This is a genomic window from Micromonospora sp. DT178, from assembly GCF_049841695.1.
Classification (GTDB): domain Bacteria; phylum Actinomycetota; class Actinomycetes; order Mycobacteriales; family Micromonosporaceae; genus Micromonospora.
Genome location: NZ_JBNCKV010000012.1, coordinates 1 through 17,688, shown reverse-complemented (window position 1 = coordinate 17,688; position 17,688 = coordinate 1). Strand labels below are relative to the sequence as shown.

The following is a 17,688-nucleotide window of genomic DNA, read 5'->3' as shown; positions in this document are numbered from 1 at the left end:
CCGCCGGCCGGTCCGGCGCGGGGTTCAGTCGGCGGGGCGGCGCAGCACGGTGACGGCGAAGTCGGCGTCGTCGCGCCACGGGCGCAGGTCCCAGGTGGCGAAGCGGTGCTCCAGCCGCAGGCCGGCGGCGACCGCGTCGGCGTCGAACCCGGTCAGCGGGTAGCCCCGGTCGGTGCCGAAGCCGACCGCCAGCACGCCGTCGGGCCGCAGGTGGGCGGCGACGCGACGGAGCACCTCCCGCTCGGTGCCGGGAGCGACGAAGGCCAGCACGTTCCCGGCCACGACCGCCGCGTCGAACGGCTCCGGTTCGCCGGCCGCCGCCAGGTCCAGCTCCGCCAGGTCGGCGACCAGCCAGCGCGGGCCCGGGTGATCGGCGCGGGCGGCCTCGACCAGCGCCGGATCGGCGTCCACCCCGACCACGCTGTGGCCCCGGTCGGCCAGGGCCGCGCCCACCCGGCCGGTGCCGCAGCCGGCGTCGAGGATCCGGGACCCGGGCGCGACCATCGCGTCCAGCAGCCGGGCCTCGCCGGCCAGGTCGGCCCCCTCGGCGGCCAGCCGGCGGAACCGGTCGATGTACCACTGCGAGTGCTCCGGACCGGTTTCGGTCTCCCATCGGGTCGGGTTTCCCATGCCGCCACCGTAGCCGGGTCCCCGGTGCTCCCGCGGCGGCGGGGCGGACGACGGGAACGCCCTGGCGGTGCCGCGGGCCGGTCAGGCCGGGCCTGCTCAGGTCGGCAGGACGCCGCCGGGGCGTCCTGCCGGCGGGCCGCCGGAGCGGGCCGACGGATCGACGACCCAGTGGTTGGTGCGGAAGAGGCGTCCGGCGAACTCCGTCTGCTCCTCGCCGACGAAGACGAAGCCGCCCGACCGACAGATGGCGTTCGACGCCGCATTCGTCGTGGCGGGGAAGGCGTGGACGAGGCCCCACCGGCCGTCCGCCCGGACCAGGTCGAGCACGGCGCGGACGGCCCTGCCTGCCAGGCCCCTGCCCTGGTGCTCCGGCACGACCATCCAGCCGATCTCCGAGACGCCCCCGTGGGGGTACAACGTCACCGTTCCGGCCGCCTCCGCGCCGCCGTCGGGGATGATCATCTTGATCCAGGCGCTGCCGTCCCGCACGGTCTCGAGGTCACGCCGAAGCTGGGCGGCCACGCGGTCACGCGGCTGCGGGCCGCCCAGCTCCACCATCACGGCCGGATCGCAGCGCAGGCGTACGTAGACGTCGAGGTCGTCCGGCTGCACGTCGCGCAGCAGCACCCCGGCAGCGGGCGGGGCAGCCGCGGACGGGGCGTCGGGGAGCGCGTCGGGGGAGGAATCCACCCGGCACATCCTCCGTCGGCGCCCACGGCGCGGCAACCCCGCCCACGGCCTCAGCCCTTCTCCGCGCCGCTGGTGAGCCCCTCGGTGAGCAGGCGCTCGCTGGCGAAGAAGAGGATCACGATGGGCAGGGTGAGGATCACCGAGCCGGCCATGAGCACCGTCTTCGGCACCTCGACGCCGTCCGCGAGCTGCGCCAGCCCCAGCGACACCGTCCACCGGTGCGGCTTGTCGACCAGGAACAGCAGGGCGAACAGGAACTCGTTCCAGGCGATCATGAAGTCGTACAGGGCGACGGCCATGATGGACGGCGCCGCCAGGGGGAGGCTGACCCGGCGGATGATGCCGAGCCGCCCGGCGCCGTCGATCGCGGCCGACTCCTCCAGGCTGACCGGGATGGTCTCGAAGTAGTTGCGCAGCATGTAGACCGAGACCGGCAGGGTCTGCGAGATGTAGACCAGCACCAGGCCGAGCAGCGAGCCGCGCAGCCCGGCCCGGGTGAAGACCACGAAGAGCGGGATGGCGATGACGATCGACGGGAACAGGTAGACCGCCAGGAAGAGGAAGTCGACCTGCCGCCGGCCGAAGAACCGCAGCCGGGCGACCGCGTACGCGCCGGGGATCGCCACGGCCAGCGTCAGCAGCGTCGCCGCGACGGCGACCAGGCCGCTGTTGCGCATGAAGGTGAGGAAACCCTGGCCGCCGTCGTCGACGGCCTTCACCACCTCGGCGTACGTGTCGAAGGTCAGCTCGCCGAGGCCCACCACCAGCGAGCCGGGGTCGAGCAGCAGCCGCTCGATGGGGCGCACCGAGAGCACCAGCATGTAGTAGAAGGGGAAGACGGTGATCAGCAGGAACGCGGCGATCACCAGCCGGCGCAGCCAGCGCAGGCCCACCGTCTCGATCCGGTCCCGGTCCATCAGCCGTCCCTCCGTCCGCCGAAGAAGCGCAGGTACACCACCACGAACACGATGAGCACCACGGCGAGCACGACCGCCTGCGCCGCCGCCGCGCCGATGTCCGTACGCGCGGTCAGGAACTCGTAGACCCGGACGCTGACCACCTCGGTGCCGGCGGCCCCGCCGGTGAGCAGGTAGACGTCGTCGAACTTGTTGAACGTCATGATGAACCGCAGCACCCCCAGCAGGCCGATCACCGGCAGCAGTTGCGGCAGCAGGATGTGCCGGAACCGCTGGCTGGGCGTGGCCCCGTCGACCCGGGCCGCCTCCTCCAGCTCCCCTGGCACCGCCTGGAGCCGGGCGAGCAGGAACAGGAAGGCGAAGGGGAAGTAGCGCCACGCCTCGAAGGCGACGACCGTGGCCAGGGCGGTCGACTCCTGGGACAGGAACGGCACCGGGGTGTCCCAGCCGAGGAACCGCCGGCCCCAGTCGTTGACGATGCCGAGCTGCGGGTCGAGCATCACCTGCCAGACGAAGGTGACCGCGACCACCGGCGCCACGTACGGCAGCAGCATCGACGCGCGTACCAGGGTGCGGCCCCGGAACGGCCGGCGGACGACCAGCGCCGCCACCAGGCCGAGCACGATCGAGCCGACGGTGCTGGCCACGGCGTAGACCAGCGTGGTCCACAGCGTGTCGGCGAAGCCCGGGGTGTTCAGCACCCGCTGGACGTTGTCCATCGTGAACTCGCCGAACAGCCCGGTACGCCGCAGCGTCGCCAGGCGTACCCGCTGGAAAGCCAGCACGACGGTCCAGACGATGGGGATGCCGATCACGGCGACCACGACGAGCAGGGTCGGGGCGACCAGCGCGAGCCCGGCGCGGGACTCGCGGCGGCGCAGGGTCAGTGGTCTGCGGCGGCGGGCCGGGGCCGGCCGCTCCCGGGCGGGGGAGCGGCCGGTGTCCGGTGGGGCGGTGGTCAATTGACGCCCGCCTTGATCGCCTCCACGTCCTTCTTCGCCCGTCCGGCGGCCGCGGCGGCGTCGGTCTTGCCGGCGACCACGTCGTTGAGGGCCTTGGGCACCGGCAGCTCGCCGAGGATCGCGCCGACGAGCTTGCCCTGGCCCTGCGTGAGGCCCCAGCGCTGGAAGGTGTCGGGGCTGCGGCGCAGGGCCGCGAGCACCTCGTCGCCGTAGACCTCGGAGAGCGGCTTCTTGGCGTCCACGCCGGCCTGGCTGGTGTTCCAGGCGGTGAGGAACTTCTCCGGCTCCTGGGCGGTGCCCTTGCGGACGGGGAAGCGCCCCTCGGGGGACATGCCGAACCAGCGCGGGTAGCCGTCGCCGAGCATGTGCTCCACGAAGGACCTCGCCGGGTCGGCGGCGGCGCCGTCGAGCACGGCCCAGGAGCTGATCTCGCCGTACTGGGCGGGTTCGACGCCGTTCGGGCCCTTGATCGCGGTGACGAAGCCGCTGTTCTTCGCGAGGAACGTCGGGTCGGCCTGGCACTGCGGGCAGGTCGGCTTGGCGTCGTTGCGCAGGCCGGCCAGCTCGTCGAGGATGAACGGCGACCAGACCAGCATGGCCGCCTTGCCGGCGAAGTAGGTGGCCCGGGTGGTGTCGACGTCCTGCGCGCCCTTGACCGAGCTGGTGCGCATCAGGTCGCCGTAGAACCGGAACGCCTCGACGCACTCCGGTGAGTCCAGCTTCACGGCCCCGGAGTCGTCGGTGAGCCGGCAGTTGTTGGCCAGCGCGAGGTGTTCGAACGTCTGCTGGGTGAACACGTCGCCGGGGGCGGTGGCGGCGGTGATGCCCGCGACGCCGCCGGTGTTGAGCTTCGTGGCGGCGGCGGCGATCCTCTCGTACGTGTCGGGGGCGGGCAGTCCGGCGGCGGCGAACAGGTCCTTGCGGTAGACGAGCAGTTGGCCCCAGCCGTCGCTGGGCACGGCGAGCTGCCGGCCGTCGTCGGCGGTCAGCTCGAGGGCCCGCGACGAGAAGGTCTGCCGACCGAGCTTCTCGACGACCTCCGCGTTCGCCGAGGAGTGCAGCAGTTCGTTGCCGGCGAGGGTGCGCACGCCGGCGAGCGACACCGACCCGACCACGTCGGGCAGTTCACCGGCGGCGGCGCTGGAGGCGATCAGGGCGGGGAACTGGTCCTCGTTGACGGTGACCAGGTCGACGGCGATGCCGGTGCTGGCGGTGAAGTCCGCGATGATCGCCTTGGTGGCGGTGACCCGGTCGGCCACGTCCTCCAGGCTCCACACGGTGATCTTTTTGCTGTTGCTGTCGGATTCTTCGTCGCCGCAGGCCAGCAGGGCGGTCCCGGTGACTGCCATGATCAGGGTGGCGGCGAGTATCCGCATCGGAGGTGCTGACATCGGTGGCACTCCTCTCGAAGGGTATAGAAGGGATTCAACGCGTTGGATTGATCAATTACAAGACATATACCGATTTTCTGCCTACGATGGAGCCCAGTGCTACCGGGATGTGACTCATGGTCAACTGGGTTGTCTCACTCGCCGGGCCCCGACGGATCAGCCTCGAGCCCTGCCCCCCGGATCCGCTCGGCCCCGGCCAGGTCCGGATCCGCACCTGCTACTCCGGCATCTCGGCCGGCACGGAGCTCACCCTCTACCGGGGCAGCAACCCCCGGCTGAGCAAGGACTGGGACGACGTCAGCCGGATGTTCGTGCCCCGGCAGACCGCCGTGCCGTACCCGCTGGTGGGCTTCGGCTACGAGGAGGTCGGCGAGATCGTCGAGGTCGCGCCCGACGTGGCCGACCGCCGGGCCGGGCAGGTCGTCTGGGGCATCTGGGGGCACCGCGCCGAGGCGGTCGTGCCCGCTGGCACGGTGCATCCGCTGCCCGCCGGGCTGGACCCCCTCGCCGCGGTCTTCGCCCGCCCCGGGGCGATCGCCCTCACCGCCGTGCTCGCCGGCGACCTGCACCTGGGCGACTGGGTCGCGGTCTTCGGGCAGGGCGTCATCGGGCTGCTCGCCACCCGGCTCGCCGTCCTCTCCGGCGCGCGGGTGGTCGCCGTCGACCGGGTGCCCGCCCGGCTGGCGCACGCCGGCCGGCTCGGCGCCCGGACCGTCGTCGACGCGGGCGCCGAGTCGGCCGCGGCCGTGCTGCGCCGGGCCACCGGCGGCCGGGGCGCGGACGTCTGCCTGGAACTGTCCGGGGCGTACCCGGCGCTGCACGAGGCGATCCGCTCCACCGCCCACGCCGGCCGCGTCGTGGCCGCCGGCTTCTACCAGGGACAGGCCGACGGGCTCGGCCTGGGTGAGGAGTTCCACCACAACCGGATCCAGCTGGTGGCGGCCCAGGTCTCCGGGCCGACCCCGGCGCCCGGCATGGCCGGCCGGTGGACCGGGGCCCGCGTCGCACACACCTTCATGGACCTGGTGGCCGAGGGCAGCGTCGACCCGCTGCCGCTGGTGAGCCACGTCGTCGACGCGAGCGCGGTGGCCGACGCGCTGGCGCTGCTCGACCGCGGTGACGCTGACGTCCTCCAAGTGGTGCTGAGGTTCTGATGACGATTCCCCTGGCCTGTCAGGAGCAGCTCCTGCCGGGCACCGACCTGATCCAGAAGTACGCGCTCGCCACCGCGCTCGGCTACGACGCGATCGAGCTGCGCGGCTCCGGCGACCTCGGCCTCGCCCGCCGGCTGCCCGAGCTGCGCCGGGCCCGCGCCGCCGGGGTGGTCATGCCCACCGTCTGCGTGGAGATGGACCACTTCATCGGCGACTTCGACCCCGGGCGCTCCCGCGACGCGGTGCGCAACCTCCGCTCCCAGCTCTCCGTGATCGCCGAGCTGGGCGGCGTCGGCGCGATGACCCCGGCCGCGTGGGGGATGTTCTCCCGGCGGCTGCCGCCGTTCGAGCCGCCCCGCTCACCCGCCGCCGACCGGCAGGTGCTCGTCGACGCCCTCGGCGAGCTGGGGGAGCACGCCCGCGCCGAGGGGGTCATCCTCTTCCTGGAACCGCTCAACCGGTACGAGGACCACATGGTCAACCGGCTCGCCGACGCGGTCGACCTCTGCGCGGCCGTCGGGCTGCCCTCGGTGCGGGTGGTGGCGGACACCTTCCACATGAACATCGAGGAGGACGACGTGCACCGGGCGCTGCGCGCCGCCGCGCCGTACCTCGGGCACGTGCAGGTCAGCGACTCCAACCGGCTCCAGCCGGGCGCCGGGCACCTCGACTGGCCGGCGCTGGTCCGCACCCTGCTGGAGATCGACTACCGGGGCTGGCTGGCGCTGGAGTGCCGGCTGCGCGGCGACCCCGTCCGCGCCCTGCACCAGGCGGCCACCGTGCTGCGCCACGCCCAGCCCCGGCAGGCGGCGGCGTGAGCACCGGGACCGCCGGCGGCCCGCACACCACCGCCGGGGCCCGCGACGTCGGGGCCCTGCGCCGCCTCGCCGTTGCCACCCTCGACGCCAACTGGGAACACGACCACACGGTGCCCTCGCGCACCCTCTACCCGCACCAGTGGAGCTGGGACTCGGCGTTCATCGCCATCGGCTGGTCCCACGTCCGCCCCGACCGCGCCTGGTGCGAGCTGGCCAGCCTGTTCCGGGCCCAGTGGGTCGACGGGCGGGTGCCGCACATCGTTTTCAACCCGGAGCTGCGCGTCGGCTCGTACTTCCCGGGGCCGGAGTTCTGGGAGTCGGGGCTCGCCGAGGGCGCCCCGGCGGCCGCCACCTCCGGGCTGATCCAGCCGCCCGTGCACGCGCCCGCCGCCTGGCTGGCGTACCGGCGGTCCCCCTCCGGGGCCGGGCGGGCGGCGCTGCGCCGGCTCTATCCCCGGCTGGTGGGCCAGCAGCGCTACCTCGCCACCCGCCGGGACGTCGGCGGGGGCGGGCTGGCCTGCATCGTCCACCCGTGGGAGTCCGGGCTGGACAACAGCCCCGCCTGGGACGCGTCGATGGCGGCGGTGCCCGCCGACGTGGCCGTCATGCGCGCGTACCGCCGGCACGACACCGCGCACGCCGACGCCGCGCACCGCCCCACGGACCTCGACTACGCGCGCTACGTCGCGATCGTGGCGGCCTACCGCGAGCGCCGCTACCGCGACGACGACCTCGCCGGCCGGCACCCGTTCCTGGTGGAGTGCCCGCTGGTCAACGCCGCCATGGGCGCCGCGGAGCACGCGCTCGTCCGGATCGCGCCGCTGGTCGGCGCCGACCCCGGCCCGCACCGGGAGCGCGCCGCGCGGATCACCGAGGCCCTGGTGCGCCGGCTGTACGACCCGACGACCGGCACCTTCCACCCCCGGGACCTGCGCGCCGACCGCCTCGTGCCGGCCCGGACGGTGCTCGGCCTGGCCCCGCTGATCCTGCCCGACCTGCCCGCCCGGCAGGTGTCGGCGCTGGTCGCCGAGGCGTGCTCACCGCGCTTCGGGCTGGCCGCCCGGATGGACCGGCCGCTGCCCAGCCACGACCGCACCGCCCCGGACTTCGAGCCGCTGCGCTACTGGCGCGGGCCGAGCTGGATGAACGTCAACTGGCTGGTGCGCCGGGGGCTGCTGCGCCACGGCCGCCCGGACCTGGCGGCCGGCCTGCGCGACTCGATGATCGAGCTGGTGGCCCGCTCCGGCTGCCACGAGTACTTCCACCCGGACTCCGGGGCCGGGCTGGGCTCGCCGGCGTTCGGCTGGACGGCCGCGCTGCTGCTCGACGTCCTCGCCGACGACCCGGCCGGCTGAGCCGACCCGTTCCCGGTGGGTCGGTCGATCCGTCCCCGCCGGCTGAGCCCACCCGCCCGGTCAGCCGGCCGGGACCAGCTCCCGCAGCAGCCGCTGCACCCGCGCCCGGATCTCGTCGCGGATCGGCCGGACGTCCTCGACGCTGCGGCCGGCGGGGTCGTCGAGCTGCCAGTCCTCGTAGCGCCGGCCGGGGAAGACCGGGCAGGCGTCGCCGCAACCCATCGTGACGATGACGTCGGAGGACTCGGCGGTGGCGTACTCCAGCAGGGTCGGCGTCTGTGCGCTGATGTCGATGCCGACCTCCCGCATCGCCTCGACGGCGGCCGGGTTGACGGTCCCGGCCGGCGCCGACCCGGCGGAGCGCACCTCGACGGCGTCGCCGGCGAGGTGCCGCAGCCAGCCGGCGGCCATCTGCGAACGGCCGGCGTTGTGTACGCAGACGAAGAGGACGGTGGGCTTCGTGGTCATGGAAGGTGCTCCTTCTCAGCGCGCGACGGGGACGGTGGGCCGGCCCGGGGCGGGCGACGGGAAGAACCGGCGGCGTGCCCACAGCGAGACGTGGACGAGGGCGACCAGGACCGGCACCTCGATCAGCGGCCCGACCACGCCCGCCAGGGCCTGCCCGGACGTGACGCCGAAGGTGCCGATGGCGACGGCGATGGCGAGCTCGAAGTTGTTGCCGGCGGCGGTGAAGGCCAGCGTCGTGGTGCGCGCGTAGCCGAGGCCGACCGCCCGGCCGAGGGCGTACGACCCGGCCCACATCACCGCGAAGTAGACCAGCAGCGGCAGGGCGATGCGGGCCACGTCCAGCGGTCGGTCGGTGATCGCCTCGCCCTGGAGGGCGAACAGGACGACGATGGTGAAGAGCAGCCCGTACAGCGCCGTGGGGCCGATCCTCGGCAGGAACCGGCGCTCGTACCAGTCGCGGCCCCGGGCCCGCTCGCCGAGACGGCGGGTGAGGTAGCCGGCGAGCAGCGGGACGCCGAGGAAGATCAGCACGTTACGGGCGATGTCCCAGCCCGAGACGGTCAGCTCGGCGCCCTCCAGGCCCAGCCAGCCCGGCAGGACCGCGAGGTAGAACCAGCCGAGCACGCCGAACGCGAGCACCTGGAACACCGAGTTGAGCGCGACCAGCACGGCGGCGGCCTCCCGGTCGCCGCAGGCCAGGTCGTTCCAGATGACCACCATGGCGATGCAGCGGGCCAGCCCGACGATGATCAGGCCGGTGCGGTACTCCGGCTGGTCGGCCAGGAAGAACCAGGCCAGCGCGAACATCAGCGCGGGCCCGACGATCCAGTTCAGCGCCAGCGAGGAGAGCAGCAGCCGCCGGTCGCCGGTGACGGCGCCGAGCCGGTCGTAGCGGACCTTGGCCAGCACCGGGTACATCATGATCAGCAGCCCGAGGGCGATGGGCAGCGAGACGCCGCCGATCCGCACCGCGTCCAGCGCGGCGTCCAGGCCCGGGACCAGCCGGCCGAGGAGGAGGCCGGCAGCCATCGCGAGGCCGATCCAGAGCGGCAGGAACCGGTCGAGGCGGGACAGGCGTCCCACCACGGCCACGTCGGCCGGATCGTCGTGGGTGGTGGTGCTCACGGGGCTCCCGTTCGGGTCGTCGGTGCGTGCGGCGGTCGGGTGGTGCGGGCGGCCGGCGGTCAGCTCGGCGCTCCGGCGGTGACGGCGGGGGCGAGCCGGTCGACCCGGGCCTCGAGTTCGGCGTACGCCGCCTCGAACGCCTCGTCGGTGTCGACGCGGACGGGATCTGGCACCGACCAGTGCAGGCGGGGCCGGGCCGCACCGCCGAAGCCCTCGTGCGCGTTGTCGCAGACGGCGACGACCAGGTCCCCGGCGCGGACGACGTCGTCGACGTGGGCGGTGCCGACCGGGTCGAGGCGCAGTCCGTGGCGGCGGGCCACCGCCACGGCGCGCGGGTGCACCCGGGGGGCGGGGTCGGTGCCCGCCGACGCGGCCGGGGCGTGCGTGCGCCGCGTCCAGAGGGCGGCGGCGAGCTGGGAGCGGGCCGAGTTGTGGGTGCAGACGAAGACCACCCGGCCCGCCTCGGCCAGTGGCGGCGGGGCCAGCGTCGACAGGGCCGCCGGGCACAGCCGCAGGTAGGTGCGGCGCCGGTCGCCCTCGGAACGCGTGCGGGTGACCAGGCCGGCGTCGGTGAGCACCTTGACGTGGTGGGCCACCAGGTTGGTGGGCAGGTCGAGGGCGTGGGCGATCTCGCCGGGGGAGGAGTCGCCCAGCAGCAGCGCGTCCACGATCGCCAGGCGCGCCGGGTCGCCGAGGGCGGCGTGGATCCGGGCGCGCGCAGCCAGGGAAGCTTCAGCATTCATTGACTCAACCATCGCTGATCTATTCGGTCGGTGTCAAGCGGCGGTGGCGCGGCGCACCTTTCCGTACGCGCGACGCCCGCCCCGGCGGGGAGGCCGTTTGCCGGCACCGGGGGCGGGTAAGCGCGGGCCCGGTGACGACAGGAGCCTGCCGTGCGGTTTCCCCTATTCGTCGATGCGGTGTCCCGCCGCGCCGGACTGCCCACCGCCCAGGCCGCCACGATCGCCCGTGCCGTGTTGCAGACCATGGTGGAGCGGATGAGCGGCGGTGCGGCCGGCCGCCTCCCCGACGAACTCGACGGCTATCTCGCGGGGACCGGTTCCGGCGGCGGCCCGGGCAGCGCGCCCGGTCCCGCGGACTTCGTGCGTCGGGTGGGGGAGCGGGCCGGGACGGACGAGGCCACCGCCCGGGCGGGAACCGGTGCCGTCTTCGCCACCCTGCGGGAGGCGGTCACCGTCGACGAGTTCCGCGAGATGGTGGCCCGGCTGCCCCGGGACTTCGACGGCATGACCCAACCGATCCCCCGGCCGGACGACGCCTGACCGGCCACCCCGTCACCGTCCGCTCACCCGTCGCCGCGGGATGCCACGCGGATCCTCGCGGGGCGCTGGCATCGAGCCCTATGCTGCTTCCGACGTGAAGGTATAGGCAGACCATGAGGCCCCTCGTGGAGCATGGCGAGCGGCCCGATCGCGGTCGGCCCGCCGATGTCTCGGAGGGCGCCGCACCTCGGTCGGTCCGGCGCGCCGGACCGACCCGTCACCCGTTCCGGCGGCAGCGGCACCGGAGCGGTCCCCCTCGACGGAAGGCGCGCGGTGACCTGGTTCCTCTCCGCCGGCGGCCGGCACCCGGCGCCGGTCCAACTGTTCTGCCTGCCCTACGCGGGCGGAGGCGCGACCGTCTTCCGGCGCTGGCAGGACGGGCTCGGCCCCGACATCGAGGTGCTGCCGGTGCAACTGCCCGGCCGCGAGAACCGGATCGGCGAGAGCCCGGTGTTCGAGGTCGTCGACGTCGCGTACGCCATCGCCGAACGGATCCGTGGCCCGTACGCGATCTACGGTCACTCGATGGGCGGCCGGGTCGGCTTCGAGGTCGTCCGCGAACTGCGCCGCGCCGGACGTCCACTGCCGCTGCGGCTCTACGTCGGCGGCGCCCGCGCCCCGCACGTCCACGCGCCCAGCCACTTCGACGGGCTGTCCCGGGTGGACGACGACGAGCTGCTGCGCCGCCTGGAGGCCGGCGGCGGGATGCCGGCCGGGCTGCTGGAGTACCCGGAGCTGGTCGAGCTGCTGCTACCCCTGCTGCGCGCCGACTTCGCCCAGGTGGACGACTACCGCTACACCCCCGAGGAGCCGCTGCCGATGCCGATCGTGGCGTTCAGCGGCCGCGGCGACAACACCGTCAGCCGGGAGCACAGCGACGGCTGGCGGGAGCACAGCGCCGCCGGCTTCACCCTGCACGAGATCGACGGCGGGCACTTCTTCCTCAACGAGCGGCTGCCCGATCTGCTCGCCGTGATCCGGGCGGACCTCACCGCCGCCCGCACCGACGCGGCCACCCGCCACAACGGGTGAGCCGCCCGCCCCGGCCGCCGTCGGGGCAGCCATCCCGCTGTCCCGCGACCGCCCGCGGCGACGGCGGGCGACGACAGGAGTGAGAGCATGAGTGACCGGACCGCCACGCTGCCGGTCGTCGTCGAGAACGACGGCCGCGAGCTGACCGAGCTGATCGCCGCCCGCCGCGCGGAGCTGCGGGCGAGCCTGGTGGAGCACGGCGGGCTGTTGTTCCGCGGGTTCGACGTCGGCGGCGTCGAGGGCTTCGACCGGGCGGTGCGGGCGCTGTCCGGTGAGCCGCTGGTCTACACCGAGCGCTCGTCGCCCCGGCACGCCATCGCCGGCCGGGTCTACACCTCGACCGACTACCCGCCGAACGAGGAGATCTTCCTGCACAACGAGAACTCGTACCAGGCCCGCTGGCCGCTGACGTTGTTCTTCTACTGCCTCACCCCGCCGCAGACGCGGGGCGCCACCCCGCTGGCCGACGTCCGCCGGGTGTACGCCGAGATCGATCCGGCGGTACGCGAGGAGTTCGTCCGCCGCCGCTGGATGCTGGTGCGCAACTTCCACGGTGACTTCGGCACCCCGTGGCAGCACGTCTTCGGCACCGACGACCGTGCCGAGGTCGAGGCGTACGCGGCGGCGAACCGGATCGAGCTGGAGTGGCGGGGCGCCGACGGGCTGCGTACCCGCGCGGTGCGCGACGTCGTGCACCACCGGCCCGGCTCGGACACCCCGCGCTGGTTCAACCACGCCACGTTCTTCCACGTGAGCACCCTCGCCGAGGACCTCCAGGAGGGGCTGCTGGCCATGTTCGGCACCGAGGGGCTGCCGGCCAACACGTACTACGGCGACGGCGGCGAGATCCCCGCCGACGTCGTGGACCACCTGCGGGCCGCGTACCGGGCGGCCAGTGTCCGCTTCGACTACCGGCGCGACGACGTGCTGGTCGTGGACAACATGACCGCCGCGCACGGGCGGGAGCCGTTCACCGGCCCCCGCAAGATCGCCGTCGCCATGGCCGAGCCGCACACCCCCTGATCCGGGTCGCGTCCCGGGCCGGGCTACACCTCGTAGCGGTCCGCGACGTCGGCCTCCGGCAGCTCCTCCGGGTCGGCGACCCAGGCGGAGAAGACCGGCACCGCGTGCCACGGGCCGGCCGCGCCGTCGCCGGTCCGCTCGTCGGTGGCGACCGCCACCACGGCGTACGGGTGGCCGAAGCGCAGCTCCGCGACCCGGGCCACCCCCTCCGGCGGCAGGCTGAGCGTCGCGCCGAAGGCGGTGACGGCCGCCGCCTCGAAGCCGTACCGGCCGTAGCGGGCCATGGCCGCCTGGGCCGCCTCGAACTCGAGCCCCGGCGAATCCAGCAACTCGCCGAACGCCCGCGCGACGGCGGGGAAGCCCAGCCCGGGCGCGGTCAGCTCGTGCCGGCTGCGGGCCGACCAGCAGGGCAGCACCGCCGTCGCCCGCTCCTCCCGGCCGTTTGGCGCGTACGTCCGGGTCGGCTCCTCGCGCAGCGTCCACAGCGGGCCCTCGCCCAACGGCACGTCGAACAGGGAACGCCGCCGTGCGGGCAGCTCACGCTCGGGCGTGTCGGCGGCGGCCGTCGCCAGCTCGTGGGCCGCCGCGAGGACGTCCCCGGCCGGCACGTCGGGTGCCGCGACGACGGAGACCACCAGCAGCCCGGCCGCCCCGTCGGCGGTCCGCGCCGGCTGGGCGGGGGCGGCGTGCGCGGCGACGGTGCCGGCCCGCGCGGTGTCGGCGATCCAGCAGCGGTGGCCGTGCTCCGGGCTGCGCAGCGCCCGGCGCAGCCCGCCGGCCCAGGCACTGCCGGGCCCGAGCGCGTCGGCCGGCGCCACCTCGAACGGAGTCGCCCACGAGACCCGGGTGGCCAGGGCGCTGGCCAGCACCAGCAGCACCTGCGGCGTGACCGTCAGCGGGAACGACTCGATCAGGCCGAGCGTGTGCTCGCGGGCCCACGCGTCGAGCCCGGCCTGGTCCGGCAGCGGCCCGGTCCCGGTCGACGCGGGCAGGGCGGCCCGCCACCCGTCGAGCCCGGGCGTCTCGACGCCGGGCCGGTGCCAGAACGCGGTCGCCGAGGGCACCAGCGGGTGCGGCGCCGCCAGCAGGCCGTGCGCCGCCTCGGCGGCGGCCGCCACGTCGGTGCCGAGCACCTCCTCCAACGTCGCGCGGGTCGGGCCGGTGGCGGCCGGCGCGGCGAGCGCCAGCAGCAGCCACGCGCCGAGCGGGGAGGCGACGTGGTGCCCGTCGCCGATCACGGCGTGCAGGCGGTCGGCGTAGCGGGCCAGGGGGGTACGGATGTCGGTCGTCACCGCTTCACTGTGCCCGCTCGGGGGTCGTCCTCACCACCTGTCGGTCGGCGGCCCGCACCAGCCGCGACGGCCGGGCGTGGGCCACCGTCGGGGGCGTCGAGGCACCCGGGTGGGGCAGCCGCCCGGGACGACGACCGGGTCGGTACTCGAAGTGCCACCACTCGTTGTCGTACACCCGGTGCAGATGGTGGCGCGGGCCGTACGTCTCCAACCAGCGCGCGCCCTCGGTGGGCCGCACGTCGAGGGCGGTGCCCGCCACGTGCCGCGACTCGTGCGGCGGCAGCACCCGCAGCCGGGCCGCCTCCGGGGAACCGGCGCGCCGGACCGCCTCGGCGAACAGGCGTGCCTGCTCCTCGGCGGTCCGGTGCCCGGAGGTGAGCCCGATCAACTCGCCGTCGCGCCACAGGGCCTGCGCGCGGGCGGCCTCGAAGGCCGCGCGCGTGGCGGGCGTGAGGCCGGCCAGGTCCTCGGCCGGGAAGCGCGCCGCCAGTGCCCACTGGCAGGCCACATGCTTCGCCCGGCCGCGCGCGACGACGAACGCCACCGGCAGGAGCACCACCGCCAGGGTCAGCGTGACGGCCCTGTACACGCGATCGCGGCGCCGGGCGGACCGGGCCGCGGTCATGATGTTCGCCTGCCGGGCGAGGCGGACGACGGCAGACCTGATCCGGGGCCCGGCCGGCGACTCCGGTCGGACAGGAGGCCGTCGCGTCGTCGATGCCCCGGACCCGTGGCACTCCATGTCATCGACCGGAATCATGGAGTCAGAATTCCGCAACCGTCACGCGTGGTCCTGAGTACGACTACTCAGCGGGAACGGGAACCGGAGATCGCCGGACCGCCGGTTTTGTCACCGGACTGTCATCAAACCGCAGGGTCCCCTCCAACATCGACGCCGAGAGTAATCGCCGGTCGTCGCCGACGTCCGCGGCAGCCGAGCTCCGGTGGACCTACACGCCCGCCGGAACGACGTCGGCACCGTCAGCGACAACTTTCCGAGTTCCCGGGCGCCCAGAAGGGGTGCGGGGACAACCCGAGATGCGGGCCGACCGGCGCGCGCGGAGCCGGGAACGCGGCCTGCGGGCCCGGCAGCCCACGGAGGTCCACAGACCATGACCGTGTCCGCGACAGGTCCGGCAACCGACGACAACACCCCGCCGGGCGACGCGCCACCCCGGCCGGGCCGCCCCGCGCAGGGCATCGACCGGACGGTACTGGGCGTCGCCGCCGCGGTGACCGTCCTCTTCGTCGCGTGGGGCATCCTGGCCACCGACAACCTCGCCTCGGTCACCGGCACCGCGCTCGACTGGGTGGTCCGGTCGTTCGGCTGGGTCTTCGTGCTGGCCAGCACCGGCTTCGTGGTGCTGTCGGCCTGGCTGGCGCTCAGCCGGTACGGACGGATCAAGCTCGGCCGCGACGACGACGAACCCGAGTTCTCCACCGTCTCCTGGGTGGCGATGATGTTCAGCGCCGGCATGGGCATCGGCCTGATGTTCTGGGGCGCCGCCGAGCCGCTGTCGCACCTGGCGACCCCGCCGCGCGGCCTCAACGAACCGAACTCACCTCAGGCCGCGCGGGTGGCCATGGAGTACTCCTTCTTCCACTGGGCGCTGCACCCGTGGGCGATCTACGCCGTGGTGGGCCTCGCGCTGGCCTACTTCACCTTCCGCAAGGGTCGGCGCGGCCTGATCAGCAGCGCCTTCTTCCCGCTCATCGGGGAGCGCGCCGACCGTGGACCCGGCCGGGCGATCGACATCTTCGCGATCTTCGCGACGCTGTTCGGGTCGGCCGTCTCCCTCGGTCTGGGCGCCCTGCAGATCAACAGCGGCCTGACGAACCTCTGGGACGTGCCGAAGTCCACCCCGCTGGCGATCGGCATCATCGCGGTGCTCACCGTGGCGTTCGTGGTCTCCGCCGTCACGGGCGTCAAGCGGGGCATCCAGTTCCTGTCGAACACCAACATGGTGCTCGCGGTGGCGCTGATGTTCTTCCTGCTCGTGGTGGGCCCGACGGTCTTCGTCCTCAACACGCTCACCGCGTCGACCGGCGGGTACCTCTACGACCTGATCCCGATGAGCTTCCGCACCGGCGCCTTCGGCGGCGAGCAGTGGATGGCGGGCTGGACCATCTTCTACTGGGCGTGGTGGATCTCCTGGACCCCGTTCGTCGGCGCCTTCATCGCCCGCATCTCCAAGGGCCGCACCATCCGCCAGTTCGTTCTCGGTGTGGTGGCCATCCCGAGCCTCGTCAGCTTCGTCTGGTTCTCGGTGTTCGGCGGTACCGCCATCAACCTGCAACTCAACGGCACGGACCTGTCGGCCGCGGTGAAGGAGAGCCCGGAGGCGGCGCTCTTCGCGGTCCTGCGGGAGTTCCCGTTCTTCACCGTCACCGCGATCCTGGTCATGGTGCTGGTGGCGCTCTTCTTCGTCAGCGGCGCCGACGCCGCCTCGGTGGTGATGGGCACGCTCTCCTCGCGCGGCAACCTGGAGCCGAAGGCCTGGCTGGTCTCGATGTGGGGCGTCCTGACCGGCCTGGTGGCCGCGGTGCTGCTGCTCGCCGGCGGGCTGTCCGCCCTGCAGTCGCTGACCATCCTCGCCGCGCTGCCGTTCTTGTTCGTGATGGTCGGCATGGTCGTCGGGCTGCTACGCGAGCTGCGTCGCGAGCCCGACAGCGCCACGATGGCCCCGCAACTGCGGGCCCTCGTGACCGCCGGCGCGCCACCGGCCGCCACGAAGCCCGAATCCTCCTGAGCCGGCGCGTGCGGCGAGGGCCGTCCCCCGAACCCCGGGGCGGCCCGCGCCGCACGTGGGCTCCGGGTCGTGGACGTACCATCGTGGGCGTCCGTACGGGCGGCGCCTGCCGGCGGCGCCGGGCCGACCGAGGAGGCGTGTCGTGACACAGGCTCAGCCGGCTGACGCGTCGGCGCCGCGCCTGATCGTGCTCAACGGGCCACCCGGGTGCGGCAAGTCGACGCTGGCCCGCAGGTACGTCGAGGACCACCCTCTCGCGCTCGACCTCGACATCGACCGGATCCGTGATCTCATCGGGCAGTGGCGTGACCATGCCGGTCCCGCCGGTCTGCTCGCCCGCGCCGTCGCGTTGGCAGCGGCCCGGGCGCACCTGGCCGGCCACCACGACGTGATCGTCCCGCAGTTCCTCGGCCGTCTTGAGTTCATCGAACAGGCCGAGCGCGTGGCCCACGACACCGGCGCCCGGTTCCACGAGATCGTCCTGCTCGACGGCAGGGAGAACGCGCTGCGGCGATTCGCCGAACGCAGCCGTACCTCCACGGATCCGGCGCATCTCGACGCCCAGCGCCTGCTCGACCGGCACGGCGGGACCACCGAGCTGGCGGCGATGTACGACCGCCTGCTCGCGGTCGTCGCCGCCCGGCCCGGGACCAGGGTGGTGCGCAGCGAGCACGGCAGGGTGGACGAGGCCTACCGGGGACTCCTCGGCTGCCTCAGCTAGCTTGATCTTTAACCTGTGCGTCGTGGCCTGGGACTATTCGCGGCTTTCGTTTTCTTGGTGCTGCTGTTCGGCTTGTT

General features: G+C 74.0%; 18 protein-coding genes. 8 read left to right on the top strand and 10 right to left on the bottom strand.

Annotated features, from left to right (window positions below; translation table 11 throughout):
- Positions 1 to 24: 24 nt before the first annotated feature.
- The 5 genes from ACLQ22_RS22025 to ACLQ22_RS22005 form a co-directional block, all read right to left on the bottom strand.
- Positions 25 to 630 carry a class I SAM-dependent methyltransferase gene (locus tag ACLQ22_RS22025; protein ID WP_425693976.1) on the bottom strand — a complete coding sequence of 202 codons (606 nt, stop codon included), beginning with the start codon at positions 628 to 630 and terminating at the stop codon, positions 25 to 27.
- A 96-nt stretch (positions 631 to 726) separates the two neighbouring features.
- On the bottom strand, positions 727 to 1,320 hold the full coding sequence (locus tag ACLQ22_RS22020) for a GNAT family N-acetyltransferase (protein ID WP_425693975.1): 594 nt from the start codon (positions 1,318 to 1,320) through the stop codon (positions 727 to 729).
- A gap of 50 nt (positions 1,321 to 1,370) precedes the next feature.
- Positions 1,371 to 2,237, bottom strand: a complete 867-nt coding sequence (locus ACLQ22_RS22015) for a carbohydrate ABC transporter permease (RefSeq protein ID WP_425693974.1) — start codon at positions 2,235 to 2,237, stop codon at positions 1,371 to 1,373.
- A complete protein-coding gene (locus tag ACLQ22_RS22010) occupies positions 2,237 to 3,199 on the bottom strand; it encodes a carbohydrate ABC transporter permease (RefSeq protein ID WP_425693973.1) in 963 nt (320 codons plus the stop codon). The genes ACLQ22_RS22015 and ACLQ22_RS22010 overlap by 1 nt, the downstream gene beginning before the upstream one ends.
- A complete protein-coding gene (locus ACLQ22_RS22005; protein WP_425693972.1) occupies positions 3,196 to 4,590 on the bottom strand; it encodes an ABC transporter substrate-binding protein in 1,395 nt (464 codons plus the stop codon). Before ACLQ22_RS22005 ends, ACLQ22_RS22010 begins: the two co-directional genes overlap by 4 nt.
- 116 nt (positions 4,591 to 4,706) lie before the next feature.
- On the opposite strand from ACLQ22_RS22005, the gene ACLQ22_RS22000 reads away from it, so the two are divergent.
- From ACLQ22_RS22000 to ACLQ22_RS21990, 3 genes are read left to right on the top strand one after another with little or no spacing between them, the layout of a single operon-like run.
- Positions 4,707 to 5,744: a zinc-binding dehydrogenase gene (locus ACLQ22_RS22000; protein ID WP_425693971.1), complete on the top strand. Its 1,038-nt coding sequence runs from the start codon at positions 4,707 to 4,709 to the stop codon at positions 5,742 to 5,744.
- Complete coding sequence (locus tag ACLQ22_RS21995; protein WP_425693970.1) at positions 5,744 to 6,562, top strand: TIM barrel protein; 819 nt, start codon at positions 5,744 to 5,746, stop codon at positions 6,560 to 6,562. The genes ACLQ22_RS22000 and ACLQ22_RS21995 overlap by 1 nt, the downstream gene beginning before the upstream one ends.
- Complete coding sequence (locus ACLQ22_RS21990; protein ID WP_425693969.1) at positions 6,559 to 7,917, top strand: MGH1-like glycoside hydrolase domain-containing protein; 1,359 nt, start codon at positions 6,559 to 6,561, stop codon at positions 7,915 to 7,917. Before ACLQ22_RS21995 ends, ACLQ22_RS21990 begins: the two co-directional genes overlap by 4 nt.
- 60 nt (positions 7,918 to 7,977) lie before the next feature.
- On the opposite strand, the gene ACLQ22_RS21985 is transcribed toward ACLQ22_RS21990, so the two are convergent.
- From ACLQ22_RS21985 to ACLQ22_RS21975, 3 genes are read right to left on the bottom strand one after another with little or no spacing between them, the layout of a single operon-like run.
- Positions 7,978 to 8,385, bottom strand: a complete 408-nt coding sequence (locus ACLQ22_RS21985; RefSeq protein WP_366642592.1) for an arsenate reductase ArsC — start codon at positions 8,383 to 8,385, stop codon at positions 7,978 to 7,980.
- A gap of 15 nt (positions 8,386 to 8,400) precedes the next feature.
- Positions 8,401 to 9,510, bottom strand: coding sequence for an ACR3 family arsenite efflux transporter (gene arsB / locus ACLQ22_RS21980; protein WP_425693968.1), 1,110 nt, complete (start codon positions 9,508 to 9,510; stop codon positions 8,401 to 8,403).
- Positions 9,511 to 9,569: 59 nt separating this feature from the next.
- Positions 9,570 to 10,253, bottom strand: a complete 684-nt coding sequence (locus ACLQ22_RS21975) for a helix-turn-helix domain-containing protein (protein ID WP_425693967.1) — start codon at positions 10,251 to 10,253, stop codon at positions 9,570 to 9,572.
- 150 nt (positions 10,254 to 10,403) lie between these two features.
- Here ACLQ22_RS21975 and ACLQ22_RS21970 point away from each other — a divergent pair, with 150 nt between their 5' ends.
- From ACLQ22_RS21970 to ACLQ22_RS21960, 3 genes are all read left to right on the top strand, one after another.
- Positions 10,404 to 10,793, top strand: coding sequence for a DUF2267 domain-containing protein (locus ACLQ22_RS21970; protein WP_425693966.1), 390 nt, complete (start codon positions 10,404 to 10,406; stop codon positions 10,791 to 10,793).
- 273 nt (positions 10,794 to 11,066) lie between these two features.
- Positions 11,067 to 11,825, top strand: a complete 759-nt coding sequence (locus tag ACLQ22_RS21965) for a thioesterase II family protein (RefSeq protein ID WP_425693965.1) — start codon at positions 11,067 to 11,069, stop codon at positions 11,823 to 11,825.
- 87 nt (positions 11,826 to 11,912) lie between these two features.
- On the top strand, positions 11,913 to 12,848 hold the full coding sequence (locus ACLQ22_RS21960) for a TauD/TfdA family dioxygenase (RefSeq protein ID WP_121397852.1): 936 nt from the start codon (positions 11,913 to 11,915) through the stop codon (positions 12,846 to 12,848).
- 23 nt (positions 12,849 to 12,871) lie between these two features.
- On the opposite strand, the gene ACLQ22_RS21955 is transcribed toward ACLQ22_RS21960, so the two are convergent.
- Positions 12,872 to 14,140, bottom strand: a complete 1,269-nt coding sequence (locus ACLQ22_RS21955; RefSeq protein WP_425693964.1) for a hypothetical protein — start codon at positions 14,138 to 14,140, stop codon at positions 12,872 to 12,874.
- A gap of 4 nt (positions 14,141 to 14,144) precedes the next feature.
- Positions 14,145 to 14,729, bottom strand: coding sequence for a D-alanyl-D-alanine carboxypeptidase family protein (locus ACLQ22_RS21950; RefSeq protein ID WP_425693963.1), 585 nt, complete (start codon positions 14,727 to 14,729; stop codon positions 14,145 to 14,147).
- Positions 14,730 to 15,252: 523 nt separating this feature from the next.
- Between ACLQ22_RS21950 and ACLQ22_RS21945 the strand changes: the two genes are divergently transcribed.
- Together ACLQ22_RS21945 and ACLQ22_RS21940 are read left to right on the top strand one after the other, a co-directional pair.
- A complete protein-coding gene (locus ACLQ22_RS21945; protein WP_425693962.1) occupies positions 15,253 to 16,890 on the top strand; it encodes a BCCT family transporter in 1,638 nt (545 codons plus the stop codon).
- Positions 16,891 to 17,032: 142 nt separating this feature from the next.
- A complete protein-coding gene (locus tag ACLQ22_RS21940; RefSeq protein WP_425693961.1) occupies positions 17,033 to 17,611 on the top strand; it encodes an AAA family ATPase in 579 nt (192 codons plus the stop codon).
- Positions 17,612 to 17,688: the final 77 nt, after the last annotated feature.

What these genes read in the sequence shown, in the direction of transcription:
- ACLQ22_RS22025 (WP_425693976.1), bottom strand. Translation starts at nt 630, where the DNA reads ATGGGAAACCCGACCCGATGGGAGACCGAAACCGGTCCGGAGCACTCG.
- ACLQ22_RS22015 (WP_425693974.1), bottom strand. Translation starts at nt 2,237, where the DNA reads ATGGACCGGGACCGGATCGAGACGGTGGGCCTGCGCTGGCTGCGCCGG.
- ACLQ22_RS22005 (WP_425693972.1), bottom strand. Translation starts at nt 4,590, where the DNA reads ATGTCAGCACCTCCGATGCGGATACTCGCCGCCACCCTGATCATGGCA.
- ACLQ22_RS22000 (WP_425693971.1), top strand. Translation starts at nt 4,707, where the DNA reads ATGGTCAACTGGGTTGTCTCACTCGCCGGGCCCCGACGGATCAGCCTC.
- ACLQ22_RS21995 (WP_425693970.1), top strand. Translation starts at nt 5,744, where the DNA reads ATGACGATTCCCCTGGCCTGTCAGGAGCAGCTCCTGCCGGGCACCGAC.
- ACLQ22_RS21985 (WP_366642592.1), bottom strand. Translation starts at nt 8,385, where the DNA reads ATGACCACGAAGCCCACCGTCCTCTTCGTCTGCGTACACAACGCCGGC.
- ACLQ22_RS21975 (WP_425693967.1), bottom strand. Translation starts at nt 10,253, where the DNA reads ATGAATGCTGAAGCTTCCCTGGCTGCGCGCGCCCGGATCCACGCCGCC.
- ACLQ22_RS21960 (WP_121397852.1), top strand. Translation starts at nt 11,913, where the DNA reads ATGAGTGACCGGACCGCCACGCTGCCGGTCGTCGTCGAGAACGACGGC.
- ACLQ22_RS21945 (WP_425693962.1), top strand. Translation starts at nt 15,253, where the DNA reads ATGACCGTGTCCGCGACAGGTCCGGCAACCGACGACAACACCCCGCCG.